The following is a 26,985-nucleotide window of genomic DNA, read 5'->3' on the forward strand; positions in this document are numbered from 1 at the left end:
TGATTTTCTCTGCATTGAATGTGGAACAATAGACGTAGATTTTTCGAATGCGATCATGTATGATTCTAGTGATTAAAAGAATATCCGTAAATGTTTGGAACAAGCGAAACGTCTCTTTAAAATGTTCTTTTCTGCACGACTGAGGACAACTAGTTCGGGATAATGATATTTGATTGTGACGAGTTTCAAAAGCAAAGTCTCACAAAAGCGAAAGTGGGATTTTCGATAGACGGCTTGGTTATGAAGGCTGGCATCCGAACGATTACTTGTTGCAAGCTTGAAAGAATTAGAAGGAGGGAAATGATTGCGAACGATTTTGAGAGTCCTTGTGGTTTTGAGCATCATTCTGGTGATGGGAGTTTACTTAAATCAATATGCTGAGAACTGGGGATTTTTACAGCCGCCGCTGCAAGACAACTCTCTTAAATGGAAAGGAAGCGAAGAGAAACGATCACAAGAAACACATGTGGCTGAAAAATTGCCGAAAGAAAGTTTAGCTTTTTTTATCGGAAAATCCGAACAGCAAGTCATTTCTAAATTTGGGAAACCGGTCCGCATCGATCCAACGCAATACGGGTATCATTGGTGGATTTATCAAAATCAAAATTCGTATATACAATTTGGCGTCGAACAAAATAAGGTGGTTGCTGTCTATGCCATTGGCCATGATGCAAACGTACAGCCGTTTAAAATTGGACAACGGATCGACGATATTTTTCGAACCTATTCCATGAATCCTGAAATCGTGATTAAAACTAGTGCGGGGAATTATCGATTTGAACTGTCGGAAGAGGATTTAAACCTTCAGCCGTTAGTAAAAATGGGGGGGATTTACGCTCAATTGTATTTGGATAAATTTTCAGGGACGCTATCCAGTGTACGATTTGTCAATGAAGAAATTTTGCTTCGCCAAAAACCGTATGAGCTGATATACCAAGGAGAACTTCCTGAATGGCCGAATCCGACGGCTGGTCAATGGAACATGATCGAAAAAGGTGAGCAACGACAGATTTTTGATATAACGAATATGATACGAAAAGAGTTTCATCTAGAGCCGCTGAAGTGGGATGAAAAAACGGCAAATGTCGCGTTCGGGCACAGTAAAGAAATGAGCGATAAAAATTATTTTTCGCATGATTCACCGTCACAAGGAGATCTAGCGACGCGTTTAAAAGCAGCAGGGATTCCTTATCAGATGGCGGGTGAAAATATTGCTGCCCATTACGTTGACGGTCCTGCAGCCGTACAAGGATGGCTGAATTCGGAAGGCCATCGGAAAGCACTTCTGGAGAAAAATTATTCGCACTTAGGAGTCGGGGTTTACAAAACTTACTATACACAGGATTTTATTCAAAAAGAAAAATGGTAGAGGAAGTATATTGCAAACTTCCTCTTTTTCTTTCCCATTCATGATTCCCCTAATTAAAACGCTTTCGTTTTATCGAATCTTGACGATAAAAAATGTCCCAGTAGCGTGGGCAATTTTTTTTCTATTGTCCAGATAGACTTCCCCTTCTACTACAATCGTTTTTGTGCCTTTATGTATGACGTTTGCAACGGCAGTAAGGCTATCTCCCTTACCTGGGGCGATATAATGAATGTTTAAGTTGGAAGTGACCGCTCCATGACCATCAGGGGCCACATGGCTTGCTATTGTTCCCATCACGCTGTCCAAAAGAGTTGCCGTAATCCCCCCGTGAACGATACCTAAATGGTTATGAATAATTTCAGTAATAGGTATCGTGATTTCGCAATTGGAATCGGTTACGTTTTTTTGCATTCCAAGCAATCTTCCTAAATAAGGTTCATCGGAACCGATATAATTCTCATATCTTTCCAACAGCTCTTTAAGAATGGTTTTTTCTTTTTCGTTTGTTTTCTCTATTACTTGTTGAAATAACTGGAACAATGGTTCTTTCATTTTGAGCGATCCCCCCTGAAAAAGTTTTACTGTTGTTTTTCTATCTTATCACGAGATAGAAATCTTGAGAATCACTCTTTTAAGTGAAAATCATACGATGTAGTAAATGGGAAAAACAGGAGGTGATGGTTCCTTGGGCCAAAAGCAGCTGCATCCTCAAGTATTGAAATTTAAAGAATTTGTCAAAGCACACCCGAAAATTATTCAGGAAGTCAACAATAAGGATAAAACCCTCCAAGAATTTTTTGAGGAATGGTATCTGCTTGGGGAAGAAGATCCTCTCTGGGACAAATATAAAGAGAAAGCTGCTGAGCGTTCGGAATCAGATAAGCCAAAAAGTTCCAAGTGGACGGAAACGATTTTTACATCGCTTAAAAAAATAGATCCCAATCAGCTTCAGGAGCATCTCTATCATATGAATCAGGCCATTGGTGCGCTTCAAAATTTGTTGGCGCAGTTTCAAACTAATTCTTCTGCAACCCCATCTCCAAAACAATCTCCCAACAGACCGGAACAATCTTTCTTCGGTTTTCGAAAAGACTAGAAGAAAAAGGAGCTATTCCTGTAATGAAGAAATTTGAGGTTTGAAACAAAAAGAGCCCTCTTGGTATAGTACAGGGTGTCAATGCATTGACCCCGAATTAATAATTACCAAGGAGGACTCAAGATGAATTATACGCAAAATCGTAAAATCTCGCAAATTACACCATCAACATTAATTGTAGGCATTGATATCGCCAAAGACAAACACGTCGCTCGAGCTCAGGATGATCGAGGAATCGAATTTGGAAAAAGACTGATCTTTGAAAATCGCATACATGGCTATCAAAAACTGCTTGATTGGGTTTCGAGGCATCAAAAGGAACACCAAAAAACACATGTCATTTTTGGTGTTGAGCCGACCGGTCATTTCTGGCTGAGTCTGGCCTATTTCTTGACTGCTAAAGGTTATGACTTTGTCTTGGTCAATCCTATGCATGTCAAAAAAACTAAAGAGCTGGATGATAACTCTCCAACTAAAAACGATACGAAAGATGCACGTGTGATTGCACAGCTGATTAAAGATGGGCGATACTCCGTACCAAATCTCTTAGATGGCATCTATGCAGAGCTAAGAGAAGGCGTCAAATTAAGAGATCAGCTCATCCAGCAGCTTATGATCACAGAAGGTCGTATTCAAAATCACATCCAGCGTTACTTTCCGGAGTTTTTCGATGTATTTAAAGACTGGGAAGGAAAGGCAGCTCTTTGTACATTAAGAAACTTTCCATTCCCCTCTCAGATTAAAGAAATGACATCAGAAGAAGTTCTTGCGAAATGGAAACAAGAAGTAAACCGTGGTGTAGGAATCAAACGAGCTACAAAGTTAATAGAAGCAGCGAAAAAGAGCATTGGTATCCAAATTGGTATCAAGTTTGCTAAACGTGAATTGGATTATTTACTCGATCAATATGAGCTATACAAAGAGCAATTAGGACAGTTAGATAAGGATCTGGAAGCACTTGTAGTAACGATACCTGGAGCGAAGGAAATGATCAATATTCAAGGCTTAGGTCCTACAACAGTCGCGCTATTCTTCGCTGAGGTCGGGGATATAACAAAGTATAGTCATCCCCAGCAATTAGTAAATCTGGCAGGGCTGTCATTACGTGAACATAGTTCCGGGAAGTTTAAGGGGCAAACCAAGATCACAAAACGAGGACGAAGTCGATTGCGAAGAGCTTTATACTTGGCCATTCGTCCACTCGTTGCCCATAATCCAACGTTTAAAGCCCTGCATCAATACTACACAAAGCGTCCTGATCGACCTTTGAAGAAACAGCAGTCACTGATTGCCTTGTGTTGTAAATTACTACGTGTCTTATTTGTCATTGGTCAAAAACAGTGTGAATTTGATGGTTCAAAGTTATTGAGAGGTTTGCCTCAAATCGATTCATTACAGGCAGCTTAAGGCTTTATTAAGTTCATGAAATCATTTCAGAATACCGTAATTATCTCAAATGACAAACACCAATAGTGCAGAGTTGGAGCTTATTTATTCCATACGGGCATGTGACCCAGCAAAGGAGCATATCCAACCTCCACCTCATGGATACGCAGGACGAAGGAATGTATGGAATTCAATCCGGAGAGATGTGGGAGGGTTAGCGACCGTGAGTGATGTGGAGATGATGAAGCACGGTTATACCTTATTTTTACCAAATAAATACAATTTGGTTGATAGGATGCCCCCTACCATGTAAATTATTTAAAAAAATTCAACATATATCCATTAAATGAGGTGTGTATTCTATTAAGTGTCTATGAAATTTTGAGAAAAAGCGAGTATTCGGGAGAAAAATAAACTTTATTGAGGGAGGAACGTTTGTGAGAAAAGAAATAGTTGATTATATTTATTCCAGAAATGAATTGAGGCAATTCTTGAGGGAACAACCGCAATGGTACCGAATTTTAAGCCGCAGACCTGAGGATTTAGAAAAATTTGAGATTCAATCGCTTCATTATTTTAAAAGGACGATCCCTCATCAAATGGAAAAATTTTCAAACGGCATTCAAATAGCAAAGATGATGATGGGCATGCTGCCATCCATCCAGAATAATGGAAACCAAGAACCGGCGGAGTGATAACGGTTCTTTTTATTTGGATCGTTCAAATGTCTAGAAGTGAATGGAATTTCATTCTTTATTTTAATGATTTTGCTGGTTCCTGCCTTCTGTCGTCATACACCAAAATGAAAATGATGGAGTTTTAACTCAACGTTTACTTGGTAAGAGAAAACAACTGCGGAAAAGCTTTTCAACTTTTTTGTATAAATGAAGATCGCTGGTAAAAACTATAAAAAAAGCACTCATTATGATCATCGATGCCATTTTGATTGGAAAAGAAGGGGAGAGATTAGACGGTTAAAGCTTTGTCAGGGAAAATAAAGGGATCTTCTCTTGCACTGAATGATTGTTTTCCGTTGTCCGATAAAGAGAGTAAATTTGTTTGCATCTTGTCACTTTGAAGACAAACGAACAGCTCGACGGCTGAAGATACAGTTGTCATCTTGACTTGAATCAAACTTAAATTGGACCATTTCGTTTTTCGTGTTGAAAAAGCTCTTCAACGGTTTTCTTTATCGAACTTCCTCAATGCAACCAATGTCCAGGGGATGAAAAGTGCCATAAAATTGAGAGTCTATGTTAACGAATTCAATATCTAGAAGGGAGGAAGTACAGGAAGTGTTTTTGCGAATGCAAAATCCATATAGTTCCTCCACATATAGTGGATCACTGCAACCCCAAGGGAGGGATCCTGTACGATTCTTATGAAGAAAATTGTTTTTATCATTTTTTTCGTTTTCATTCTTGCTTCTTGCCAGCAAAATCCGGATGTTTCGAAAACACATTCGTTAGAACAGTCGGCAAAGGCCGCCGGACAAAAGAATCCTTCTCTGTTTGTTGTCCGCCATGTCGTACGATCAAATGATCTTTATGTGGAATGCTTTGTTCCTGATATTACTTTTATGACAAAATCTAATCAAAAAAAGCGGGGAAAAGCAGTTGTTTCCATCGATGGCGTTCGCTACGGAGAATACAGAACGGCTGCTTTTATCATCGAATCGCTTCCTAGCGGCACACATTTAATCAATATCGAAATAAAGGATACTAACAATCATCCTTTAGGATTAAGAAAGCAATTTTATGTGACCGTGCCTTGATTCTTTCCTTCCATCCAAAAAACGTGATAAAATGAAGGCACGGAGGTGAGCTGTATTGCTTGCTGCAACATTAGAAACGATTGAAATAATAGAAGAAGCCGAGAAATTGGCTGAGATGATTGTTCAATCTGATATCGCCGAACAATATCGAAAGTGTTACGATCGACTATATACAACTCCATCTACTAAAGAAAAAATCAACCGCTTTTCCAGGTTGAAAGAACGATATGAAGAAGTACAGCGCTTTGGACGCTATCATCCTGATTATGCGGATGTGATGAAAAATATCCGTGAAGCGAAAAGAGAAATGGATCTGGATGAAAATGTCGCAAATTTTCGGAAAGCGGAAAATGCATTGCAACAATTATTGGATGAGGTCAGCCTGTTGATTGCTCATTCCGTGTCACCGCATATTAAAGTACCGGTTGGTAACCCCTTTTTCGAGAAATCATCTGGTTGCGGGTGCGGTTCAGGAGGAGCTTGCAGCTGCTCTGCGTAAATTTCATACTTTCAAAAAAGCAAAGCAACAAACGCGTGCTTTGCTTTTTGAATCCCTTAAACAGGCGCCTAAGAACATTGATTGCAATAAAAAACTATGATAGACTGAATGTGAATATTCTGAAAAATGAGGAGATGCTATGTTTACAGCAAGACAAGCGATGATCGTTTGGCTCTATAGTTTAAAACAAGCCAAGACGTTAAGAAGATATGGAAATGTCCATTATGTCTCAAAAAAAATGAAGTATGCGGTTGTGTACTGCAACCAAGATGAAATAGAAGACTGCATGAAAAAAATATCCACATTACCCTTTGTCAAAAAAGTAGAGCCTTCCTTTAAACCTTTTTTAAAAACGGAATTCGAAAACTCAAAACCGGATAAAGCAAAAGAATATGATTATAAGATAGGCTTATAAAGGGAAAAAAGGGGAAGTCCTCCCCTTTTTAATTCATCGATCCGTTTTTTGCAGCATTCGCTGCAGAGAAAAAATTCCAAGATACATAGAAGCCTTTTGAACGAGGTCTTTCTTGGTTTCCTGTTTCCATTTTTTATTGAAGAGGCGGAATATAGCGATTCATCCGCAAAATGCCGATAAGATATTGATAAAACAGTTCTTTTTCGGCAAAAAATGTGGACGGTTTTACATCTAACTCAATGATTTCCTTCCCAAGCGAGGTCGCCGCACTTTTAAAATCATTCCATCGTTGAGAAGATTTATGACTAGGATGAGGAATGCCTTCTCTGCAAATATACAAAGGCTGAAACTCGCCTCGTTCTGTTGGATTCAATACGACGACAAGGGACGTTGCGGGACGGTCATCAATGGTCGTGTGAAAAGCCATTAAATGAGCTAAGCGGTGCTGATTGGATTTCGCAATTTCAATTAATTCATATAGATCGGAATAGCCTTCTCCTAGTTCAATAAATCGTTGAATCATCTTCATCCTCCGTTCTCGTTGTCATTCTCTTTCATTGTAGCGCGACTGCTTCTAGAGCTCAACATGACAATCTGAGGAGAAACGATGAATCCAAAAAAAGAGAAAAGGAGAAAAGCGCGGAGATTTCAAGAAAAGCGGACAATTTGCTAGTTTTAGGATCTTGAAAAATATTTGTCGAAAACGTCCATCAAGAATACTATGAGCGCTTATCGACGGCAGAATGTTAACAAAAAAAACCTGCAGGATTTCCTGCAGGGCCCTTCTAATTCCTAGTAAAAGGATAGAAGGTAAAGGGAGAGGAGAAACCGGAGGAAGAACTTATGGGGAAACGTAAGTCTTCTCCGCGGTTGACAACAACACCTTCCTTTTTGGTGCTGTCACTTTTATTGTTCCCGTTTTCTTTCGATTTATACGTAAAGAATGGAAAGCATCTGCCATAAGAAACAATGAGAATGATGATGAAAACGCTTCCTAGTGGCGATGATGATCAAATTATGTTACCATGAGAAAGAATTTTTATAACAATGGTGAGTAAACATGCGAGTTATTTCTGGAATTTGTAAAGGAAAACAATTGAAAGCTGTTCCCGGAAAATCGACTCGACCGACTACCGATAAGGTAAAAGAAGCGATTTTTAATATGGTAGGACCATATTTTTCCGGAGGTATTGGTCTAGATTTGTTTGCAGGGAGCGGCGGGTTAGGCATAGAAGCCTTAAGTCGGGGATTCGAAAAAATGATTTTTGTCGATAAAGATTCAAAAGCGATTCAGACTATCCATGCCAATATCGACTTTTGTGGTTTCCGGGAACAAAGCGAAGTATATCGAAATGACTCTTTTCGAGCTTTGCAAGTTCTAAAGAAAAGGGGAATCCGATTTGATGGTGTGTTTTTGGATCCACCTTATAGAAAACAAAAATTGGAGGAGCTTTTGAGTATTTTTAATAATGGATACATAAAAGAAAATGGCTTTATCGTTTGTGAACACAGTAAAGAAGTCACGCTCCCTGCCCGATCAGGAAATCTTCGGCAATGGAAACATGAGACTTATGGAATCATTGGGGTCACCATTTATCGAATGACAGAGGACACAGAAGAAAAGGGGGATTAGAAATGACAAGGATTGCCGTATGTCCAGGGAGTTTTGATCCGATTACAAACGGTCATCTGGATATCATTCAAAGAGGAGCGAAAGTATTCGATAAGGTATATGTAGCGGTACTTCACAATTTTGCAAAAAAACCGTTGTTTACAGTGGAAGAGAGGATGGAATTGATCCGTAAAGTGACAAAACATATACCGAATGTGGAAATTGATTCTTTCCATGGTTTGCTTGTAGATTATGCCAAAAGCGTCAATGCCAATGTCATTCTAAGAGGCCTCCGAGCTGTTTCTGATTTTGAATATGAGATGCAAATCACCTCGATGAACAAATTTCTCGATGAAAATATTGAGACTTTTTTTATGATGACAAACAACCAATACTCCTTTTTGAGTTCCAGCATTATTAAAGAAGCAGCAGAATATAATGCTGAAATTTCGGCTCTTGTTCCAAAAGAGGTAGAGAAGGCGTTAAAGGAGAAATTCAAAAAATTGCACAACGGTCAAAAGTAGCGAACAAAACCAGCCATTGTGGAAGGGATATTCCTCCGTAATGGCTGGCTTTGCCTTAACGTATTCGTTCAGGAAAAGAACGGCGAGCGTAGAGAAATAAATAGACCACTAGTGCGCAAATGGTGATGAAGGGGCCGTTGTTTTCAAACCAGTGAAGCAAAGACATGGATTGACTTCCACTTCTGAAAACCGGAAGGGAATGAAGGGTTTCTCCATTTTTGAAAAAGTGCTCGTATAAAAGCGGCCAAAGCAAAAAAGCTATCGTCGAAGCATAAATGCCGTGAAGCAAACGAGCAAAGAAAAAGGGTTTAAAGCGTATATCCGTTTGCGCCAAGATGCTCGCCACTTGTGCTTGAACACTAAATCCGTTGAAGGCCAGAATAAAGCTGACAAGGACTGCTTGTTCAATCGTCGGTACGTGGGGGACTTGGCTGATCATTTGGCTGCCAAGCGTAATTTCAAACAATCCTGATATAAAAGGGATGCTTAAGCTTGCAGAAAGCCCGAACAGGGAAAAAATGGCTTGAACGATTTGACTGACAAAAGACGTAATATGTAGAAGGTACAATAGCTTATTGACGACGGAAAATAAAATAATAAATCCGCCGATCATCAAAAGAGTTTGAATGGATGACATAACGGAATCTCCCAATAGTTTTCCGATCGGTCTGTTTTCTTTTATTCTTGTTTCATGCAAGGCGTGAAACGCTGCTTTTAAGAGAGAGGTTTGCTTATTCTTTGTTCTTTTTTCTCTCCGGTCTTCTCCGTAAAATCTCATGGTTAAACCAACAAGAAAATTCCCGCAATAGTGAGAGAGAGCTAGAATGACGCCGAGATGGGGATTATAAAAAAATCCTACTGAAACGGCTCCAAAAATAAATAACGGGTTAGAAGAATTCGTGAAAGACACTAACCTTTCTGCTTCATTTCGAGTCAGCTGTCCTTCCTGGCGCAACCTGGCTGTCAGTTTTGCCCCTGCCGGAAATCCGGATGCAATTCCCATCGCCCAGACAAATCCACCGGCACCTGGTACGCGGAACAAAGGGCGCATTAATGGCTCTAGCAAGACACCGATAAATTTGACAACTCCAAAGCCGATCAACATTTCACATATGATAAAAAATGGAAGCAGGGAAGGAAATACTACCTCCCACCACATATTTAATCCTCTAATGGATGCTTCAAACGCCTCTTCTGGAAACGCAATCAAAGAAAACGTAAAGATGGTCGCCATTAGCGCTAAAACAGCCGTTTTTAATTTGGAAGGGGTCAAGTTCTGTACCTCCTATCTGAAGTTTCGCTCTTAAATGGCAGGGAAAGGTAAAAGATAGGGAAAAAGATGACTGCCGTGAAATTCTTGTCCTGATAATTCAATATACTCATACGTTTTTGAAATAGACCATATGATAACAAATGAGTTGAGCCGAAAAAGAAATACCGGAAATGTGGAAGCTGATAGAAAAGGAGGTCGGAGAAGTTTTGGCAAAACCTAAGATCGGTCTTGCTCTCGGATCCGGGGGAGCAAAGGGATTTGCCCACGTGGGGGTGTTAAAAGCATTTCAAGAGGCTTCCATTCCTATAGATATGATTGCAGGCAGCAGTATGGGTGCTCTTGTCGCGAGTTTTTATGGTGCGGGCCACAGTATGGAGCAATTAAGCAAGTTTTCCTTAGCGTTTCGGAAAAAGTTCTTTTTAGATTTTACTGTCCCTAAAATGGGATTGATTGCGGGCAATCGAATCAAAGACATGATTCGTTTATTGACTCATGGCAAAAATATTGAAGACTTAATGTTGCCCGTTGCGATTGTCGCCACGGATCTGAAGCAAGCAGAAAAAGTGGTATTCACGAAAGGTCCTGTAGCGGATGCCGTAAGGGCGAGCATTTCCATTCCCGGAATCTTTGTCCCAGAAAAATGGAACGGTAAACTATTGGTGGACGGTGGGGTGGTCGATCGTGTCCCTGTTTCGGTAGTAAAGGAAATGGGGGCGGATATTATCATCGGGGTTGATGTGTCGGGAGTGAAAAAAGGGACGGATATTTCGACGATTTATGACGTCATCATTCAGAGCATCGACATTTTACAGCTAGAAGCGATGGAAAATCGTACGGTAGAATCACATCTCATGATCAAACCACCAGTAGAAAAATTCAATTCGCGAAGTTTTACCAATATCCAAGAAATTATTCAAGCAGGTGAAAATGAAGCCCGCAAAAAGATTCCTGAAATTTTAACTATTATAGACGACTGGAAGGAGAACCATGAGGGTGAAACGAACTAAAAAGTCATACTTTTTTTTATTTATAACAGGATTATGTTTAGCTGCAGTGCTATTTTTCCCTCTTCCTTTTTATATTACGGAGCCGGGAATCGCCCATGAACTGGATTCGGTCATCAAGGTCGAAGGCGGGACAAAGGAAAAAGGAGAACTGATGCTGACTACAGTGAAGATTGTAAAAGCCACTCTTCCGACTTATTTGTTGGCTTCTATTCGCAAGTATGAAGACATTATCCCGGAAAAAGAATTGTTTGGCGATGAGGAAACAGATGAAGAATACAATGTCCGCCAACTATATGATATGAACAGCTCAAAAAATAATGCGATCATGGCCGCTTTCCATAAAATCAAACGGCCGTATCGTACTGACTTTAAAGGAGTGTATGTGTTGGATGTTTTTCCTGATATGCCCGCAGAAAAGGTATTAAAGCCAGGAGATAGGATTATTGCGGTAGACGGCAGGAATTTAGTTTCATCCTCGCAATTTATGAAATATGTCCAATCTAAACCACCGGGTACACAGTTGAAAGTCACTTTTGTTCGCAAAGAAAAACAAATCACAAAACCGATCAGTACAATGAAATTCCCTATGCAGAAACATAAAACTGGCATTGGAATAGGATTAATGGACGATATAAAAGTAACCACTCATCCTAAAGTGACGATCAACACGAAAAACATTGGCGGACCTTCTGCAGGACTCATGTTCAGTTTGGAAATCTATAATCAGTTAGTGAAACAAGATATTACAAAAGGATATAAAATTGCTGGTACAGGGACCATTTCTCCGGATGGAACCGTTGGTCGAATTGGAGGAATTGCTTATAAAGTAGTGGCCGCTGATAAAGCTGGAGCGGATATCTTTTTCGCTCCTAATGATCCAATCCCGAAAGAATGGAAGAAGAAGCACCCGGAAATACAAACGAATTATCAAGAAGCGGTAAAGGCGGCAAAAGATACGAAAACGAATATGAAAATTGTTCCCGTCAAAACGTTGGATGATGCCCTTGATTATTTGCAGAAACTAAAACCAAAGGAATGATGAGATACAAAAAAATGGAACGAGAACCGGGATGCCTCATCATTTTGGATCAGGGCCAAAAACAAACCCTCCAAACGAAAGGAAACCTGTTTTTCATTCCATCTTCCGTTTGTCTCTTCATTTCTGGTGAAGATATAACCAATTAAGGGATGATGACCGGGGAAAAGAGAAGATCGCTGTTAAGCAGCGCTGAACGTTTGTTTGAAGGCAATCCTATTGCGAAAATATTAGTCGCTTTTATATCAGCTGTAAGCAGATTCCGATAAGCGGACGCCTTGGCGATCAATGGAATCTGTAATGTTTTTTTTACATTTCTTAAATATTCCCGCCCTTTTGATGTCATCCCTAGCACTCTGATATAGGAAGGATAGTCTGATTCAGCCGCCATCTGTTCTTTTGAAGCATGAGTTAAAATATGTACGCACATTCGTTGCAGGCGTGTCCATGTATATCGCTTTGTTTTAACGGATTCCATAAACTGTTGGAAAGAAGTGGATTGATGGGCCGCCTCGATCAGCCGATATTCAATTCCTTCTTCCACTTCGTAGATCGACTGCAGTTCTTCCGGCTTGGCAGAAAGCAATTGATATTGCAAATAAGGCCAATACAATTCCCAATGATGGAGAACTCCGAAAGTGGATAGATATTTTTTTAATTCGGTAAAGGTCGCGTTCGGAACATAGGGTTTTACACCGTCTAACCGAACACCATTTGGATGAAAAATAGAATGGCGAATCCCGGTAGCGCTTGCTATCGACTTGTTCGGTTGTTTATCGTGGTATCCGGCTCCTTGGCGAGGGATCGTATACGCTTTCATGTCCGGTGACAGTCGATTCTTTGCTTTGATGTATTGAAGGCCCAAAATATTATTGGGCTTGGACGTATCTAAAAGAGAAACGTTTTTTAAAACATTTTTCATGGCCAGTGATTGAGCCTTTGGGTAGCTTATGCCCGTTTTGATCCATTTTTGTACTTCGTTTTGAATCTGTTCATTTTGTTCTTCCAACAAGTTGGCCGTTTTTTCAAACGCTTTGATATCCCCTGATTCGCTTCCAAAACAAAAACTGTCCACACCGAGCTCGTGTAAAAGAGCAATGGCTCCGAAAGCAAAGGTTTCGGCCTTCTGAGTGGCAAAATAATAAGGGAGCTCCACGACAAGGTCAACTCCGGAATGCAGGGCCATTTTTGCCCTCGCCCATTTGGAAAGGAGTGCCGGTTCCCCTCTTTGCAAAAAATGGCCGCTCATCACGGCGATCAGCACTTCAGCGCCTGTTATTCGTTTCGTTTGCAAAATATGATGCAGGTGGCCGTTATGAAAAGGATTATATTCAACCACAATTCCAGCACTTTTCATGTTTTCTCATCCTTTGAAAGCAAATTGTTATTTTCATTCTAGCGGGGAAGGATGGATGGATCAACAAAAAGAAGATAATAGATGAAAAAGTGGTATACTAAGAATAGTTTTCTTTATCCTGTAAAGAAAAAAAGTTGACAATCATATAAGGGGAATATATAATTATTTCTGTTGCCTTGAGGTGATTTTTTTGAAGTGGTCCGTTGCACAATTACGAAAAAATCGTGATGACTTTATCATTGACGAGACGGTAGAGATACCGGAATTAAAACAAATGGATGAACAAATCCGCGATCTTTCCCCCGTACATATTACGGGAAGAGCTGATATAAGTTCTGAAAAAGTGACGTTTCATCTTCATGTCACGGGTCAATTTATTCTTCCGTGCGCTCGGACGTTGGTCGATGTACCGTACCCGTTTGCGATCGATTCAACCGAGATATACGTCTTGAAAGAATGGCCCGGACAGGATTGGGAAGATGAAGATGTCCATAAGGTTCAAGGGGATACGCTGGATTTGTTGCCTGTCATAAAGGAAATGTTATTGGCAGAAGTGCCATTGCAAGTGATTAGTGAAGATGCGAAGAAGAAAGAACTTCCATCAGGAAAAGATTGGAAGCTGTTGACGGAGGATCAACTTCTTCAAGAAGAAAGCGAAAAAATAGATCCACGTTTGGCAAAGCTGGCTGATCTTTTTGCTGATGACAAATAAACCGAGAAGAACCAGCTTATTCTGGCCTTCATAGATTATAGCTCTCTGTAAGGAGGTGGGAAAAATGGCAGTACCTTTTAGAAGAACATCTAAAACAAGAAAAAACAAACGTCGTACTCATTATAAATTGCAAGTACCAGGAATGGTAGAATGCCCAAACTGCGGTGAAATGAAACTTGCTCACCGTGTATGTCCATCATGCGGAACTTACAAAGGAAAAGAAGTTGTGAATAAATAATCTTCAAAAAACGCGAAGGAAGTTTATCCTTCGCGTTTTTTGCATGGCTGCAAAGAGAGCTCTATAATCCGTGTAATGACTGGTTCGCTTTCAACCAAAATGTTCTCAGTGATAAAGGTTTTGGAAGGATGTGGAATAAAACTCCTGACATCCTTTACTCTTTGACGTGTTCAGGGGGTGACTTAGCTTTTGAAATCATGCTAAATTACTTCCCGGTTGTTTAAACGAAAAACAAATTAAAAATGTGCAGGTCTTATCTTTTCAAAATAAAAAAGAAATTTGAACGTGAAACAGTCTATCACTTCTACTACCAACATATGTATTACTATAAAGCGGAACTACTACCGGCTTTTTACGAAGGAAAAACTTTTAGAGCCGGTTTTGCGGTTTTTAAGGCTCTATAAACTGATAGTGGGGGGATAGACTTGTCTGCAATGCGTCAAGATGCATGGACTCAAGATGAAGATGTTTTGTTGGCGGAGGTGGTATTGCGGCATATTCGTGACGGAAGCACGCAATTAAAGGCTTTTGAAGAAGTTGGAAAAAAGCTTTCCAGAACAGCCGCTGCTTGTGGCTTTCGGTGGAACTCTTATGTAAGGAAACAATATCAATCGGGAATCGAACTGGCCAAAAAACAACGAAAACAAGTAAAAAAAGAATTTTTGCATGAAAATGAGGCAGGCACCGATTCTTTAGAAAATTCTAATTTAAAAAGCAATGATACACAAACGGCTGACGAAATCATTGTTTATTTGACCGAAAAGCTAAAGAAGGCTGACCAATATGATCAGGTTGTAAAAGAAAAACAATTGCTAGGAAGGGAAATAGAGGCATTGACGGCGCAATTGAATGAAGAAAAAAAACAATTCGAACAGCTGAAAACAAAATATGATCAATTGGAAGAGGATTATCGTTCGCTTCTGTATATTATGGAAAGAGCAAGGAAATTAGCGGTAGATGAAAGAAATTAAACGTCGAAATGAAAAAAGGACGGATCAACCGGGAAACACTTGATCCGTCTTTCTTTTCATCAGCTTATTTTTTTTGTGCTGATGGAATCGGGTATCCAGACAAGGCGGGAAGAGTCTTCAGATAATGATTGGAACCCCATTTTGACCCAAAAATCTTGTGATTTTACACGAGGTCTTGTCACAATCGGCAAATTGAAATGTTTGGCATAGTCCACAAGCATTCGTCCATACCCTTTAAATTGGTATTGTGGAAGCACTTCTAATTTCCAAATTTCCAAATGCTTATCATATTCTTGAATGGCGCCATCCAAGTGGCCGTCTTTCACATATAAGCACATGCGTGCAACCAATTTGTCTCCAAAGTAGATTCCGTAAAAAGGAGAAGCCGCTGCGTCTTCTACTAAGGAATATTCCAATTCTTCCAGCATGGAAAGTTCTTGAAGCCCGTATTCTTTAAATTGAGTGAATTCCTCTAATGTTTTGAAATTTACTTTTAAGTTTTCCACTTTTATTGTCATAGGCGAAAACCCCCTTGTTTATTGAAGGATGATCCATCTATACAGGTGAAAAAAGCGATATGGGATATTTTGAGTTTATTTTCTTAATTTTATTATATATGATTCGATTGAAATATGTAAACGTTTTCTCATCTGCGATCCGGGATGGCCATCTCGCCAAGGAAAATGGTTATCAAAGAGTTGGCATTCTGATAAAATGTGTATGAAGTGAAGAAAAGATGATATTGGTTGATGAAATCAGACTTTGGAAAAGTTTTAAATGAACGAAATAAAAGAGCATGAAAGCAGAGAGGACTGCAGACAAGGGGAATGGATGATGAGCATAAAAAGTGAAATGAAAATTGGTGTCATCGGCGGCGGTTCTATCGGGTTATATTATGCTGCCAATCTATCAAAATGGTTTCCGGTAACCCTTTATACAAGAACATCCAGACAAAGCAAAGCCATTCAAGAAAATGGAATCACCTTAAGAGAAAATGGTCGTGAGAAAAGAGCGATCGTACGGGTCAAACAATTGACCGAGGCGGATTCGATTGACGAGGATCTCTTATTAGTTGCTGTGAAACAATATCATTTACAAGGGATGGTCCCGTTTTTCCAACAATTGTCCCCGGATGTCTCGTTATTGTTTTTGCAAAATGGGATGGGCCATCTTTTTCTTTTGGAACAGCTTCCTCAAAAAAATGTCTTTTTAGGAACCGTCGAACACGGTGTTTTGAAAGAAAAAGATACTATCGTCCAAGTAAGGGGAAGGGGAATAACCAATGTGTCGGTTTATCGGGGATCCCGGCAATTTCTTGAGCATTTCGTGTCGCAGACAAATGGGTCGTTCCCTTTCCAATTTCATCAAAATTATCAAAACATGATGATGGCAAAACTATTGGCTAATGCCATGATTAACCCGCTAACAGCTGTTTTGAAAGTTCCGAATGGAGAATTGATCAAAAATCCGTATTATCATCAGCTGTTAACGGCCATGTTTACGGAACTGGTGTCCGTGTTTCCAAAATATGAATCCGATGCCACATTCAACAAAGTGTTGGAAATTATTCAAAAGACGGCGGAAAACCGTTCATCTATGTTGACGGATTTAGAGAATGGGAGAAAAACAGAAATCGATGCCATTTTAGGATATGTGTTGAAGATAGCTGAACAAGAACAAATCAGCACTCCTATGATTCAAACCGTTTATTGGATGATAAAAGGGCTTGAGAATCATTTGGACCTCGATTAATGATTAAGGATCCTTTCCAAATTTGTCATAAACGTGGTATTTGAAAACGACATGCCTGAAGAAGGAGAGTACATATATATGAAACTGGAAAACATTCAAATTCCAGCGATCAACTTATTTGCTTCATCTTACTTAAAACAAGAAAAACCGGTTGTGGATTTTTTTCATTATCGTTTATCTGATCCTTATGTTTTTGAAAAAAGACTAAGAGAACTTGAAAACCGGACTTTTTTGCGATATGAATTAGCCGGTTGTCTGGAAAAATATATGGAAGATTTTTTACATATTCCCGCTGTTCAGCGATCCATTCACAAGTTGAAGCTCCCACATTCGGCGGTGGTTTTGGGCGGACAGCAAGCGGGGCTAATGACAGGCCCTCTTTATACCATTCATAAAATCATTTCGGTTATTCGCTTTGCCGGTCTGCAGGAGGAAAAGCTAGGCGTACCTATAGTGCCTGTTTTTTGGATTGCTGGAGAAGATCACGATTTCTTGGAAGTGAACCATCTTTATGTTCAAAAAGGAACGAAAATGGAAAAGTTCTCTTATACGGAAAGCGTTTTAGGAAAAAAGATGGTCTCTGATATCTCCTTTAATAAAGCATTGATGCAAAAGTGGGTCGAAGAGATTATACGGCAGTTCGGAGAGACAGAGCATACTAACGGTCTGCTTGACTTGCTTCGGGAAGCCATTGAATGTTCAGAAACCATTACTGATTTTTTTCGCTACCTGATCGCCCGATTATTTTGCCATTACGGTCTTTTACTGATCGATTCAGCGTTTGAGCCGTTGCGCAAACTGGAAATCCCTTATTTTCGAAATATGATCCTCGAAAATGAGAGTATTACGGAAAAAGTGTTAGAGCAGCAATCGATAATTCGTCAAGCTGGATTTTCCAATATGATCGAATTGAGTGAGGAAGCGGCAAACCTTTTTCTATACGAATGTGGAGAACGAATTTTGCTTGAATACAATAAAGAGAAAGAACGTTTTACAGGTAAAAATGGCGAAATCGAATTGGAAATTGAACATTTGCTTGATCGACTGAAAACAGCTCCGCAATGTTTTAGCAATAATGTGGTCACGAGACCGATCATGCAAGAACAGTTGTTTCCAACGCTGGCATTTATAGCGGGGCCTGGTGAAATCGCTTATTGGGCTGAATTAAAACAAGCTTTTGAGTTTCTGGATATGAAAGTGCCGCCAATCCTTCCGCGTCTGAATATCACTCTTTTGGAAAGAAGTGTGGCAAGAGATCTTGAAGTGCTGGGAATAGATGTCAAAACAGCTATAGAATCGGGCATTTCCAGCGAAAAGAATCAATATTGGGATACTGTTCGAGACGATACTTTCCACGATTTGATCGAGACGACGAAAGAGGATTTAATGAAGCATTATGAAAAAATAAAAGACAGAGCCCGCAAAATGAATTTAGGCCCCCTTTCTCTTATAGAAAAAAATCTTGAATTTCATTTTCGACAGCTGGATTATCTTAAGAAAAAAACCGACCAAAACCTTATGGTCAAACATCAAGCCATTCTCCAAAAGTACGATCGCATCGAAAACAGCCTTCATCCGAACGGCGGTCCTCAAGAAAGAGTGTGGAACCTCTTTTATTTTATGAACCAATACGGTGTTTCCTTTATTCACGATCTAATGGAATTGCCGTTCACGTTTGACGGCACCCATCAACTAGTCAAAATTTAGATGCTTACAACGACCGGCTTTGGCCGGTTTTTTCTATTTTAATGGATTGTATGGAGCGGCCAAAACTGTCGATTCTTCGGAATAAAGAAGCGCCGCGCTTTTGGTTGAAAAGCAAGCGAAACTTATTTAGAATGTCATTCCGTTTTCTTCATGAAGCGGAGAAGATAAGTGTGAAGTGAGTATAGTGAAACGAGTGAACGAGTTATTTTCATAGACAAGAATATAAAAAATCAAATTGGAGATTAAAATTTTTTTCAAAAAGAGGAAATCTTTAATGTTTAAAGAAATAATTAGATGTGGAGAAAAGTGGGGGAATGTGGTACAGTTAGGTTAGAAAGTGGGGGCTCAGTGATGTTCATGGGGGAATACCGGCATAGCATTGATGCAAAAGGAAGATTGATCATCCCCGCTAAATTCAGGGAAGACCTTGGTGAAACGTTTGTTTTGACCAGAGGATTGGATCAATGTTTGTTTGGCTATCCCCTTCAGGAATGGAAAATATTAGAAGAAAAATTAAAAGCATTGCCCCTTACAAAAAAAGACGCACGAAGCTTCACGAGATTTTTCTTTTCGGGAGCAACGGAATGCGAACTGGACAAACAAGGAAGAATCAATATTCCCTCGACTCTTCTGCAATACGCTCAATTGGAAAAGGAATGTGTAGTTTTGGGAGTTTCCAATCGAATTGAGATTTGGAGTAAACCGATTTGGGAAGACTATTTTGCAAAGTCGGAAGAGTCTTTTACAGAGATTGCTGAGAATATGATTGATTTTGATATTTAGATTCGATTGGATGGATGTAAATGAATTTTGTGCATGAAACAGTTTTATTAAAAGAGGCAGTGGACGGACTGAATGTACGGCCCGACGGTATTTATGTGGACTGCACACTTGGTGGTGGAGGACACAGCCAATATTTGGCATCGAAATTATCGAAACGAGGACGATTAATTGCATTCGATCAAGATGTCACGGCACTGCAATTTGCTAAAGAAAAATTGGCTGATTATCGAGATCAAATCACTTTTGTCAAAAGCAATTTCCGATTCATCAAACAAGAATTGGAATCGATTGGATGCTATAAAGTAGACGGAATTTTATATGATCTCGGGGTATCTTCTCCCCAGCTGGACACGCCGGAGCGGGGGTTCAGCTATCATCATGATGCTCCTCTTGATATGCGGATGGATCTCGATGGGGAACGAACGGCATATGAAATCGTCAATGAATGGCCATACGAAGATCTAGTCCGAATCTTTTTCCGATACGGGGAAGAAAAATTTTCCAAGCCAATCGCCCGAAAAATTGAAGAAGCACGAAAAAAAGCACCAATTGAGACGACTGGCCAGCTTGTGGAGCTAATTAAGGAAGCCATTCCGGCTCCTGCTCGAAGAAAAGGCGGACATCCTGCCAAACGGGTATTTCAAGCGATCAGAATTGCCGTCAATGATGAGCTATCCGCATTTGAACAGTCGTTGAATGATGCAATTGAATTATTGAATCCCGGAGGACGAATTAGTGTCATCACGTTTCATTCATTGGAGGACCGCATTTGCAAGCAAATATTTAAATCGCTAAGTTCAGCTCCGGATTTACCTCCGGGTTTGCCGATACTTCCGGAAGAATACAGACCAAAATTAAAAGTGATAACGAAAAAGCCTATTGTACCGAATGAAGCAGAAATCATGAACAACAACCGTGCCCGTTCGGCTAAGCTAAGAATCGCAGAAAAAATCTAAAATGAGTGGGGGAAAACGATGGCGAATGTAGCGCGAAAAGTACAAGTGTTCGAGGAACCGGAATTACGGAAACCGATAGCACCCAAGAAAGTACGCCGCCACAAAAGGTGGCTTACTCCGGGTGAAAAAGTGATGATCGTTGTTTTTGCATTGTTTTTTTGTGTGCTGTCCGTGAAAATTATTTCAACTGAAACAGCCATTTATCAAACGAATAAGGAAATCCAACAGATCGAAGCAAAAGTAAAAAATCAACAAAAAGTGAACAAGGATTTACAAATGCAAATCAGCGAAGACAGTACATATAAAAAAATTTGGGAAAAGGCAAGACAACAAGGGCTAAACTTGAATCAACAAAACATTAAGGTTGTGCAGTAACATGAATGGTAATCAAATAAACATCCGAAAAGGAGCAGCGATTTTATTTGTTTTTTTCGCTTTGCTCTTTTTTGTCTTATTTGTACGTTTTTTATACATAGAAATCACAGGAAAAGTAGACGGCCATGTATTGGCAAACGAAGCGTTAAGAAAGTATATGAAAACTGATACTTTGATCGCTCATCGCGGAAACATTTATGACCGAAATGGAGACGTGATTGCCGAGGATATGACCACTTATAAGCTTGCGGCTATTCTGGATAAAAGAGCGACAAGCGATCCGAAATATCCACATCATGTCACGAATCCCAAAAAAACCGCCCGAATTCTCGCCAAATATATTGATATGGATGAAAAAGAAATTTACAAGCGATTAACGAAAAAAGGAGTATTTCAAGTTGAATTTGGCAATGCAGGCCGTAACCTTTCCTACGATGTAAAAGAAAAAATCGAAAAGGAAAAATTGCCCGGGATCGTTTTTCTGCGAGATTCAACTCGATTCTATCCGAACGGCAAATTCGCTTCGCATTTAATCGGGTTTGCCAGAAAAGACGAAAATTCCGATCAAAGTATTGGACAATTAGGGATTGAAAAAGCTTATGACCGATTTTTGCGCGGCAGAAATGGAAAAATTCAATATGAGAGTGATTTATGGGGATATTTATTGCCGAATAAAAAAGAAATGGTGAAAGAACCGAAGAACGGAGATGATATTTATTTAACGATCGATTCTAAAATACAAGTATTTTTGGAAGATGCATTGAACACGGTAGAAAAAGAATACAAACCTTCTAAAATCCTAGCTGTTGTTGCAGATCCGAAAACCGGAAAAATATTAGCGATGGGTCAAAGACCTTCTTTCGATCCCGGTTCGCGGGAAGGTTTGTCCGATAACTGGCGCAATGAAATCGTGGAATCTGCTTATGAGCCAGGGTCGGTGATGAAAATTTTTACGCTTGCGGCCGCAGTAGAAGAAGGAGTATTTTCACCAAATGCCACCTATAAATCCGGAAGCTATAAAGTGGGAACAAGCGTCATACGTGATCATAACGGTGGCGTAGGTTGGGGAACCATTACTTATTTGGAAGGGGTTCAGCGATCTTCCAACGTGGCCTTTGTGCATTTGCTGGATATGATGGGATCGGATACGTTCCGAGAGTATTTGGATCGCTTCCGATTTGGAAAGAAAACAGGAATTGAACTCCCTGATGAAGCTTCCGGAAATATCTTATACCGGTATCCTGTGGAAAAGGCGACGACGGCCTTCGGTCAGGGGACGACCGTAACGGCATTACAGCTCGTTCAAGGAGCTACGGCTATCGCGAATAATGGGAAGATGATGAAACCATATGTGATTGATAAAATCGTGGATCCTAATACGAATAAAATCGTTATGCAAACAAAACCGAAAGAGGTAGGAAGACCAATCTCCTCCAACACGGCAAAAGAAGTTCGGGATATTTTGCGTACGGTTCTCACAGCGAAAAATGGAACTGGAAAAATTTATAATATCGATGGCTATGATGTGATAGGAAAAACTGGAACAGCTCAACTGCCCAACCCTAACGGCGGCGGCTATTTAAGCGGTGCCGAAAACTATCTTTTTTCTTTCTTAGGCATGGCACCAAAAAATGATCCGCAGCTGATCGTATATGTGGCGGTACAGCAGCCTCATCTCAAAAATGAGACGGGAGGAGTCCCGGTGGCCAAAATCTTTAATCCTGTCATGAAAAACAGTTTGCAGTATTTAAATATTAAACCGCAACGAAAGATTACAGCCAAAACGATAACCGTCGACGATTATACGGGAATGAAGGCGGAAGACGCGGTTCAAAAAGTGAAAGAGGCAGGATTGGAACCTGTATTGTTAGGGAAGGGGGACACTGTTCAAAGTCAGGATCCAGAAAAGTCCACAGACCTTCTCGAAGGAGAAAAAGTCATTTTGCGAATAGATGGGCCGCTGACGATTCCTGATTTGAAGGGGTGGTCATTGCGTGACGTGGCGAAAGTAGCGAAGCTGGCGGGCTTGAAGCTGAGTGTGAGCGGAAAAGGCTATGTGATCAAACAAAACATAAAGCCGAATGAAACCATTAAAAAAGGAACGGAGCTTGTCATCCATTTAACACGACCGGAAAATTACGTTAAACAGCAATAAAAAAGAGAGCAAACCAAGGAGACGGATACGAAAAAACGTTCTGCAGAAATATTTAGTCCATGCAGCCGGATCTAAGGCATCTAAACAACAGGGCCTGGGATCCGGCTTTTTCTATTTCAAAAAACTTCATTAGAACCCATTGCAAGATTGTTTATCATCGTTGTAAAAATGAAAGATGCACGTGCATAGTAAACGTCTCCTATTCGCTTTGTTTCAGCGTTAGCAAGTAGACTTCTCTTTCGGGTTTGTCCGTTCTATTAAAAAAAAACAAGCATATATTGGGAACGAGCCTGGAAAGGAGGGGATTTCTTGAAGCGTGTATCTCAAGTTACGGTTCGAAAACGTCTGACCTTTTTGCTGCTTGCAGGGATAGTTATATTCGCCGTTATTGATGTTAGACTTGGCTATGTTCAATTTGCCATGGGAGACATGCTCACGGATAAAGCGAAAGACTCATGGAGCCGAAATATACCATTTGAGCCTGAGCGCGGAAAAATTCTCGACCGAAATGGCGTTGCGCTAGCCACAAACAAGAGTGCTCCGACCATCTATGTCATGCCGCGGCAAATTGAAAATCCTGCAGAAGCTGCCGAAAAGTTGGCGGCTGTTCTGAATGCGAATGAAGAAAAATTGTATAAGCATTTGACGAAAAAAACTTCTATTGAACGCTTACCCGAAGGCAGAAAAATTTCTTATGAAAAAGCAAACGAAATTCGAGCGTTAGGAATCAAAGGAGTTTTTATTGCTGAGGATTCAAAGCGCTATTACCCATTTGGAAGCTATTTGTCGCATGTGCTGGGGTTCACGGGAATCGATAATCAAGGGTTAGCCGGGCTGGAATTGACATATGATAAAGAGTTGAGAGGACAGAAAGGCTCGATGAAATATTATTCTGATGCTAAGGGCAAAAAAATGCCCAATATGTCCGACGACTACCAACCTCCAATGGACGGGGAAGATTTAGTGCTGACCATTGATACAAAAGTGCAAACGATTATTGAAAGGGAATTGGACAATGCAGAAGCCAAGTATAATCCGGACGGAATCATAGCTATTGCGATGAATCCCAATACAGGAGAAATTTTGGCGATGTCTTCTAGGCCTACTTTTAACCCTGCAAACTATAAAGAGGTCCCTCCGGAAATTTACAACCGAAATTTGCCGATTTGGAGCACGTATGAACCTGGTTCGACATTCAAAATTATCACTCTTGCTGCGGCGCTTCAAGAAAAAAAGGTAGATTTGGAGCATGAAAAATTTCATGATCCCGGTTATATTGAGGTGTCGGGTGCCACACTACATTGCTGGAAGCGGGGAGGACACGGGACGGAAACATTTTTGGAAGTGGTCCAAAACTCCTGCAACCCTGGTTTTGTCGAATTGGGAGAACGTTTGGGAAAAGAAAAATTGTTCAAGTATATTCATGATTTCGGCTTTGGCGAAAAAACCGGGATCGACTTGCAAGGAGAAGGAAAAGGGTTATTATTCCCTATGAATAAAGTAGGGCCAGTTGAATTGGCTACTACCGCTTTCGGTCAAGGTGTTTCCGTTACTCCCATTCAGCAGGTAGCAGCTGTTTCCGCTGCTATCAATGGCGGAATTTTGTACCAGCCGTATGTAGCAAAAGAATTAATTGATCCAAACACTCATGAGGTTCTGATGAGAAAAACTCCCGTTAAAAAGAGAAGAGTGATTTCGGAAGAGACATCTAAAAAAGTTCGCTATGCATTGGAAAGTGTCGTTGCGAAAGGGTCGGGAAAAAACGCCTATGTTGATTCTTACCGGGTGGGCGGAAAAACCGGAACGGCTCAGAAAGCACAAAACGGGCGTTATTTAGAAAATAATCATATCGTTTCTTTTATCGGGTTTGCACCTGCGGATGACCCTCAAATCGTCGTCTATGTGGCAGTCGACAATCCTAAAGGCACGATTCAATTCGGAGGAACCGTCGCGGCCCCGATTGTAGGCAAAATCATGGATGACAGTTTGCAAGCGATGAATGTCAAACCAAGAAAAAATCAAATCGAGAAAAAACGACAATGGAACGACCCGAAAGAAATCAAGATTCCCAATTTGGAAGGAATGACAAAAAAAGAATTATTGGAACAACGATATCCATTACAATTCGATGTAAGCGGAAATGGAAATAAAGTGGTCAATCAATCTCCAAAACCGGGAACGAAAGTAGAAGAGGGGGCTACTGTCCGCATTTTTATGAATTAGCTGCAGGCGGCAATATGCCGCCTACCCATCTTTCTTCTTCAAAAAGTTAAGCAGAACCTACCATTCTGTGTTAATATGATTAAGTGACTGCCACAGCTCGACATTTTTTTCAATCTGTCTTTCCGTTTTAAAGTCATTTTTCTTCGATATTGGTTCGCATTCTCGCAGGAATTTCGTTAAAATGAGAAAAGAGTGGCTGTCATGGCCAAGTATCCATCATCATAGTAAAGATTGAATAAGCAAAACAGCCATACAGCCAAATACATAGGATGGATGCGACTGTTAGAAAGGATTGGACATAATGAAACTGCAAAGTTTGATAAAATCATTGCCTTTTTATCAGCTTACTTCCGAGCAAAACCCAGACATCACTTCGATTGAAAACGATCATCGCCAAGTGAAAAAGGGTTCCCTTTTTATTTGTATTAAAGGGTATACGGTAAATGGTCATCAGTTTGCGAAGGCAGCAGCGGAACGACAGGCTGCAGCGATCGTGGCAGAGGAGCCTGTTGACGTTGATGTCCCGGTCGTATATGTAAAAGATACAAAAAGAGCGATGGCCGTATTGGCCGATGCCTTTTATCAATCGCCGACAAAATCGTTAAAATTAATCGGAATCACGGGAACGAACGGTAAAACGACGACCAGTCATTTGCTGTACGAAATATTTCAGAAAGCGGGCGAAAAGGCTGGTTTGATCGGCACCATGTACATAAAAATAGGGGATAAAACGCTGGAAACCAAAAATACGACACCCGACAGCTTAACGTTGCAAAAAGTATTTCATCAAATGCAGGAAGAACAGGTCACGGCGGCGGCAATGGAAGTTTCCTCGCATGCCCTTGTCGAGGGGCGGGTGCATGGCTGTGACTATGATATTGCCGTTTTTACGAATTTAACTCAAGATCATTTGGATTATCACAAAACGATGGATGAGTATCGGAGAGCCAAAGGGCTGTTATTTGCCCAGCTGGGAAATACCTTTGACAGAGAAAAGCAAAAATTTGCCGTGCTGAACATCGACGACCCGGCTTCCGAGTACTTTATCCGCGAAACAGCTGCCCATATTGTCACGTACGGCATCGAACGGGAGGCTATATTTCGAGCCAAAAATATTGAACTCCACCCTTCGGGAACAACGTTTGATTTAGTGTATCCGGACGGGGAATGTCAGATAAAAACGAAACTTGCCGGAAAATTTAATGTGTATAATGTTTTAGCGAGCATTGCTGCCGCATATGTTGCGAAAGTGGACTTCGATACGATCGTTTCAGCGGTAGGAGACATCGAAGGAGTGGCCGGCCGTTTTCAATTAATTCATGAAGGCCAAGATTTTTCTGTTATCGTGGATTATGCTCATACTCCAGACGGACTTGAAAATGTACTGAAAACGGTGCGCCAGTTGACAGACAAACGGATTTTCGTCGTCGTAGGCTGTGGCGGAGACAGGGACCGAACGAAGAGGCCTTTAATGGCGAAAGTAGCTTGTCAATATGCGACAGATCCGATTTTTACTTCGGATAACCCCCGTAGTGAAAATCCTTTAGCTATTTTGAAGGACATGGAAAAAGGGGTTGAAGGAGAGAAATACGAAATCATTCCGGATCGCCGTGAGGCCATTTTCAAAGCGATTAAAAAAGCATCCGCCGGCGATGTCGTTGTCATTGCGGGAAAAGGCCATGAAACGTACCAAATTATCGGCGATCGAGTGCTTCATTTTGATGATCGGGAAGTAGCTATTGAAGCTTTGAAGGAGAGATAAATC

At 40.5% G+C, this 26,985-nt stretch carries 27 protein-coding genes; 22 read left to right on the top strand and 5 right to left on the bottom strand.

The annotated features are described in order from the left end of the window. Nucleotides 1-304: 304 nt before the first annotated feature. Entirely contained in the window at nt 305-1,369 is a 1,065-nt protein-coding gene (locus tag NST12_RS06065) for a CAP domain-containing protein (RefSeq protein WP_048623083.1), read from the top strand. 69 nt (nt 1,370-1,438) lie between these two features. On the opposite strand, the gene NST12_RS06070 is transcribed toward NST12_RS06065, so the two are convergent. After that, on the bottom strand, nt 1,439-1,921 hold the full coding sequence (locus NST12_RS06070; protein WP_048623084.1) for a PaaI family thioesterase: 483 nt from the start codon (nt 1,919-1,921) through the stop codon (nt 1,439-1,441). A gap of 133 nt (nt 1,922-2,054) precedes the next feature. Between NST12_RS06070 and ylbD the strand changes: the two genes are divergently transcribed. From ylbD to NST12_RS06100, 6 genes are all read left to right on the top strand, one after another. Further along, nucleotides 2,055-2,465: a YlbD family protein gene (gene ylbD / locus NST12_RS06075; protein ID WP_053083227.1), complete on the top strand. Its 411-nt coding sequence runs from the start codon at nt 2,055-2,057 to the stop codon at nt 2,463-2,465. 123 nt (nt 2,466-2,588) lie between these two features. Further along, entirely contained in the window at nt 2,589-3,872 is a 1,284-nt protein-coding gene (locus NST12_RS06080) for an IS110 family transposase (protein ID WP_270584767.1), read from the top strand. Between the two features lie 416 nt (nt 3,873-4,288). Next, nucleotides 4,289-4,546, top strand: a complete 258-nt coding sequence (locus NST12_RS06085) for a YlbE-like family protein (protein ID WP_048623085.1) — start codon at nt 4,289-4,291, stop codon at nt 4,544-4,546. A gap of 686 nt (nt 4,547-5,232) precedes the next feature. Next, nucleotides 5,233-5,625, top strand: a complete 393-nt coding sequence (locus NST12_RS06090; protein ID WP_048623086.1) for a lipoprotein — start codon at nt 5,233-5,235, stop codon at nt 5,623-5,625. A gap of 55 nt (nt 5,626-5,680) precedes the next feature. Continuing rightward, the gene (locus NST12_RS06095; RefSeq protein ID WP_003354456.1) at nt 5,681-6,124 is read left to right on the top strand and encodes a YlbF family regulator; all 444 of its coding nucleotides are present in this window, start codon (nt 5,681-5,683) and stop codon (nt 6,122-6,124) included. A 139-nt stretch (nt 6,125-6,263) separates the two neighbouring features. Continuing rightward, the gene (locus NST12_RS06100; protein WP_048623087.1) at nt 6,264-6,539 is read left to right on the top strand and encodes a YlbG family protein; all 276 of its coding nucleotides are present in this window, start codon (nt 6,264-6,266) and stop codon (nt 6,537-6,539) included. A 133-nt stretch (nt 6,540-6,672) separates the two neighbouring features. Here NST12_RS06100 and NST12_RS06105 read toward each other — a convergent pair whose 3' ends face one another. Next, complete coding sequence (locus tag NST12_RS06105) at nt 6,673-7,062, bottom strand: DUF7147 family protein (protein ID WP_048623088.1); 390 nt, start codon at nt 7,060-7,062, stop codon at nt 6,673-6,675. 537 nt (nt 7,063-7,599) lie between these two features. Between NST12_RS06105 and rsmD the strand changes: the two genes are divergently transcribed. Then, complete coding sequence (gene rsmD / locus NST12_RS06110; protein WP_048623089.1) at nt 7,600-8,172, top strand: 16S rRNA (guanine(966)-N(2))-methyltransferase RsmD; 573 nt, start codon at nt 7,600-7,602, stop codon at nt 8,170-8,172. Between the two features lie 2 nt (nt 8,173-8,174). Continuing rightward, a complete protein-coding gene (gene coaD / locus NST12_RS06115; protein ID WP_003354460.1) occupies nt 8,175-8,675 on the top strand; it encodes a pantetheine-phosphate adenylyltransferase in 501 nt (166 codons plus the stop codon). A 55-nt stretch (nt 8,676-8,730) separates the two neighbouring features. On the opposite strand, the gene ylbJ is transcribed toward coaD, so the two are convergent. Next, nucleotides 8,731-9,948: a sporulation integral membrane protein YlbJ gene (ylbJ, locus tag NST12_RS06120; protein WP_156179223.1), complete on the bottom strand. Its 1,218-nt coding sequence runs from the start codon at nt 9,946-9,948 to the stop codon at nt 8,731-8,733. A gap of 170 nt (nt 9,949-10,118) precedes the next feature. Between ylbJ and NST12_RS06125 the strand changes: the two genes are divergently transcribed. Both NST12_RS06125 and NST12_RS06130 read left to right on the top strand, forming a co-directional pair. Continuing rightward, on the top strand, nt 10,119-10,955 hold the full coding sequence (locus NST12_RS06125) for a patatin-like phospholipase family protein (protein ID WP_174521024.1): 837 nt from the start codon (nt 10,119-10,121) through the stop codon (nt 10,953-10,955). Continuing rightward, nucleotides 10,936-11,994, top strand: a complete 1,059-nt coding sequence (locus NST12_RS06130) for a SepM family pheromone-processing serine protease (protein WP_003354463.1) — start codon at nt 10,936-10,938, stop codon at nt 11,992-11,994. The genes NST12_RS06125 and NST12_RS06130 overlap by 20 nt, the downstream gene beginning before the upstream one ends. Before the next feature lie 142 nt (nt 11,995-12,136). On the opposite strand, the gene NST12_RS06135 is transcribed toward NST12_RS06130, so the two are convergent. Then, nucleotides 12,137-13,348, bottom strand: a complete 1,212-nt coding sequence (locus tag NST12_RS06135; RefSeq protein WP_048623090.1) for a nucleotidyltransferase — start codon at nt 13,346-13,348, stop codon at nt 12,137-12,139. 181 nt (nt 13,349-13,529) lie between these two features. Here NST12_RS06135 and NST12_RS06140 point away from each other — a divergent pair, with 181 nt between their 5' ends. The 3 genes from NST12_RS06140 to NST12_RS06150 all read left to right on the top strand — a co-directional run bounded on the left by NST12_RS06140 (nt 13,530) and on the right by NST12_RS06150 (nt 15,269). Next, the gene (locus NST12_RS06140) at nt 13,530-14,060 is read left to right on the top strand and encodes a YceD family protein (RefSeq protein ID WP_327832439.1); all 531 of its coding nucleotides are present in this window, start codon (nt 13,530-13,532) and stop codon (nt 14,058-14,060) included. 64 nt (nt 14,061-14,124) lie between these two features. Further along, a complete protein-coding gene (gene rpmF / locus NST12_RS06145) occupies nt 14,125-14,298 on the top strand; it encodes a 50S ribosomal protein L32 (protein WP_003354468.1) in 174 nt (57 codons plus the stop codon). A 425-nt stretch (nt 14,299-14,723) separates the two neighbouring features. Beyond that, a complete protein-coding gene (locus tag NST12_RS06150; protein WP_048623092.1) occupies nt 14,724-15,269 on the top strand; it encodes an RsfA family transcriptional regulator in 546 nt (181 codons plus the stop codon). A 59-nt stretch (nt 15,270-15,328) separates the two neighbouring features. On the opposite strand, the gene NST12_RS06155 is transcribed toward NST12_RS06150, so the two are convergent. After that, nucleotides 15,329-15,787 (bottom strand): N-acetyltransferase, encoded by a 459-nt coding sequence (locus tag NST12_RS06155; protein ID WP_048623093.1) that lies wholly within the window; start codon nt 15,785-15,787, stop codon nt 15,329-15,331. Between the two features lie 316 nt (nt 15,788-16,103). On the opposite strand from NST12_RS06155, the gene NST12_RS06160 reads away from it, so the two are divergent. From NST12_RS06160 to NST12_RS06195, 8 genes are all read left to right on the top strand, one after another. After that, entirely contained in the window at nt 16,104-17,021 is a 918-nt protein-coding gene (locus tag NST12_RS06160) for a 2-dehydropantoate 2-reductase (RefSeq protein WP_169799152.1), read from the top strand. A gap of 78 nt (nt 17,022-17,099) precedes the next feature. Continuing rightward, nucleotides 17,100-18,728 carry a bacillithiol biosynthesis cysteine-adding enzyme BshC gene (gene bshC, locus NST12_RS06165; RefSeq protein ID WP_048623095.1) on the top strand — a complete coding sequence of 543 codons (1,629 nt, stop codon included), beginning with the start codon at nt 17,100-17,102 and terminating at the stop codon, nt 18,726-18,728. 351 nt (nt 18,729-19,079) lie between these two features. Beyond that, complete coding sequence (gene mraZ, locus NST12_RS06170; RefSeq protein ID WP_003354473.1) at nt 19,080-19,511, top strand: division/cell wall cluster transcriptional repressor MraZ; 432 nt, start codon at nt 19,080-19,082, stop codon at nt 19,509-19,511. 20 nt (nt 19,512-19,531) lie between these two features. Next, nucleotides 19,532-20,467: a 16S rRNA (cytosine(1402)-N(4))-methyltransferase RsmH gene (rsmH, locus tag NST12_RS06175; protein WP_048623096.1), complete on the top strand. Its 936-nt coding sequence runs from the start codon at nt 19,532-19,534 to the stop codon at nt 20,465-20,467. A gap of 18 nt (nt 20,468-20,485) precedes the next feature. Next, nucleotides 20,486-20,842 carry a cell division protein FtsL gene (gene ftsL / locus NST12_RS06180; protein WP_048623097.1) on the top strand — a complete coding sequence of 119 codons (357 nt, stop codon included), beginning with the start codon at nt 20,486-20,488 and terminating at the stop codon, nt 20,840-20,842. A 1-nt stretch (nt 20,843) separates the two neighbouring features. Further along, on the top strand, nt 20,844-22,997 hold the full coding sequence (locus NST12_RS06185; protein ID WP_048623098.1) for a penicillin-binding protein: 2,154 nt from the start codon (nt 20,844-20,846) through the stop codon (nt 22,995-22,997). A 309-nt stretch (nt 22,998-23,306) separates the two neighbouring features. Next, entirely contained in the window at nt 23,307-25,220 is a 1,914-nt protein-coding gene (locus NST12_RS06190; protein WP_048623099.1) for a stage V sporulation protein D, read from the top strand. A gap of 301 nt (nt 25,221-25,521) precedes the next feature. Next, nucleotides 25,522-26,982, top strand: a complete 1,461-nt coding sequence (locus NST12_RS06195; RefSeq protein ID WP_048623100.1) for a UDP-N-acetylmuramoyl-L-alanyl-D-glutamate--2,6-diaminopimelate ligase — start codon at nt 25,522-25,524, stop codon at nt 26,980-26,982. Nucleotides 26,983-26,985 lie beyond the last annotated feature (3 nt).

This window comes from Bacillus sp. FSL W8-1127, assembly GCF_038006725.1.
Taxonomy (GTDB): domain Bacteria; phylum Bacillota; class Bacilli; order Bacillales; family DSM-4216; genus Bacillus_O; species Bacillus_O smithii.

Excerpts from the sequence above, each read along its gene's own strand:
- rsmD (WP_048623089.1), top strand. The coding sequence starts at position 7,600 with ATGCGAGTTATTTCTGGAATTTGTAAAGGAAAACAATTGAAAGCTGTT.
- mraZ (WP_003354473.1), top strand. The coding sequence starts at position 19,080 with ATGTTCATGGGGGAATACCGGCATAGCATTGATGCAAAAGGAAGATTG.
- rpmF (WP_003354468.1), top strand. The coding sequence starts at position 14,125 with ATGGCAGTACCTTTTAGAAGAACATCTAAAACAAGAAAAAACAAACGT.
- NST12_RS06070 (WP_048623084.1), bottom strand. The coding sequence starts at position 1,921 with ATGAAAGAACCATTGTTCCAGTTATTTCAACAAGTAATAGAGAAAACA.
- NST12_RS06100 (WP_048623087.1), top strand. The coding sequence starts at position 6,264 with ATGTTTACAGCAAGACAAGCGATGATCGTTTGGCTCTATAGTTTAAAA.
- bshC (WP_048623095.1), top strand. The coding sequence starts at position 17,100 with ATGAAACTGGAAAACATTCAAATTCCAGCGATCAACTTATTTGCTTCA.
- NST12_RS06105 (WP_048623088.1), bottom strand. The coding sequence starts at position 7,062 with ATGATTCAACGATTTATTGAACTAGGAGAAGGCTATTCCGATCTATAT.
- rsmH (WP_048623096.1), top strand. The coding sequence starts at position 19,532 with ATGAATTTTGTGCATGAAACAGTTTTATTAAAAGAGGCAGTGGACGGA.
- NST12_RS06185 (WP_048623098.1), top strand. The coding sequence starts at position 20,844 with ATGAATGGTAATCAAATAAACATCCGAAAAGGAGCAGCGATTTTATTT.
- NST12_RS06090 (WP_048623086.1), top strand. The coding sequence starts at position 5,233 with ATGAAGAAAATTGTTTTTATCATTTTTTTCGTTTTCATTCTTGCTTCT.
- NST12_RS06080 (WP_270584767.1), top strand. The coding sequence starts at position 2,589 with ATGAATTATACGCAAAATCGTAAAATCTCGCAAATTACACCATCAACA.
- NST12_RS06155 (WP_048623093.1), bottom strand. The coding sequence starts at position 15,787 with ATGACAATAAAAGTGGAAAACTTAAAAGTAAATTTCAAAACATTAGAG.
- NST12_RS06195 (WP_048623100.1), top strand. The coding sequence starts at position 25,522 with ATGAAACTGCAAAGTTTGATAAAATCATTGCCTTTTTATCAGCTTACT.
- ftsL (WP_048623097.1), top strand. The coding sequence starts at position 20,486 with ATGGCGAATGTAGCGCGAAAAGTACAAGTGTTCGAGGAACCGGAATTA.
- NST12_RS06160 (WP_169799152.1), top strand. The coding sequence starts at position 16,104 with ATGAGCATAAAAAGTGAAATGAAAATTGGTGTCATCGGCGGCGGTTCT.
- NST12_RS06135 (WP_048623090.1), bottom strand. The coding sequence starts at position 13,348 with ATGAAAAGTGCTGGAATTGTGGTTGAATATAATCCTTTTCATAACGGC.
- coaD (WP_003354460.1), top strand. The coding sequence starts at position 8,175 with ATGACAAGGATTGCCGTATGTCCAGGGAGTTTTGATCCGATTACAAAC.
- NST12_RS06125 (WP_174521024.1), top strand. The coding sequence starts at position 10,119 with ATGTGGAAGCTGATAGAAAAGGAGGTCGGAGAAGTTTTGGCAAAACCT.
- NST12_RS06130 (WP_003354463.1), top strand. The coding sequence starts at position 10,936 with ATGAGGGTGAAACGAACTAAAAAGTCATACTTTTTTTTATTTATAACA.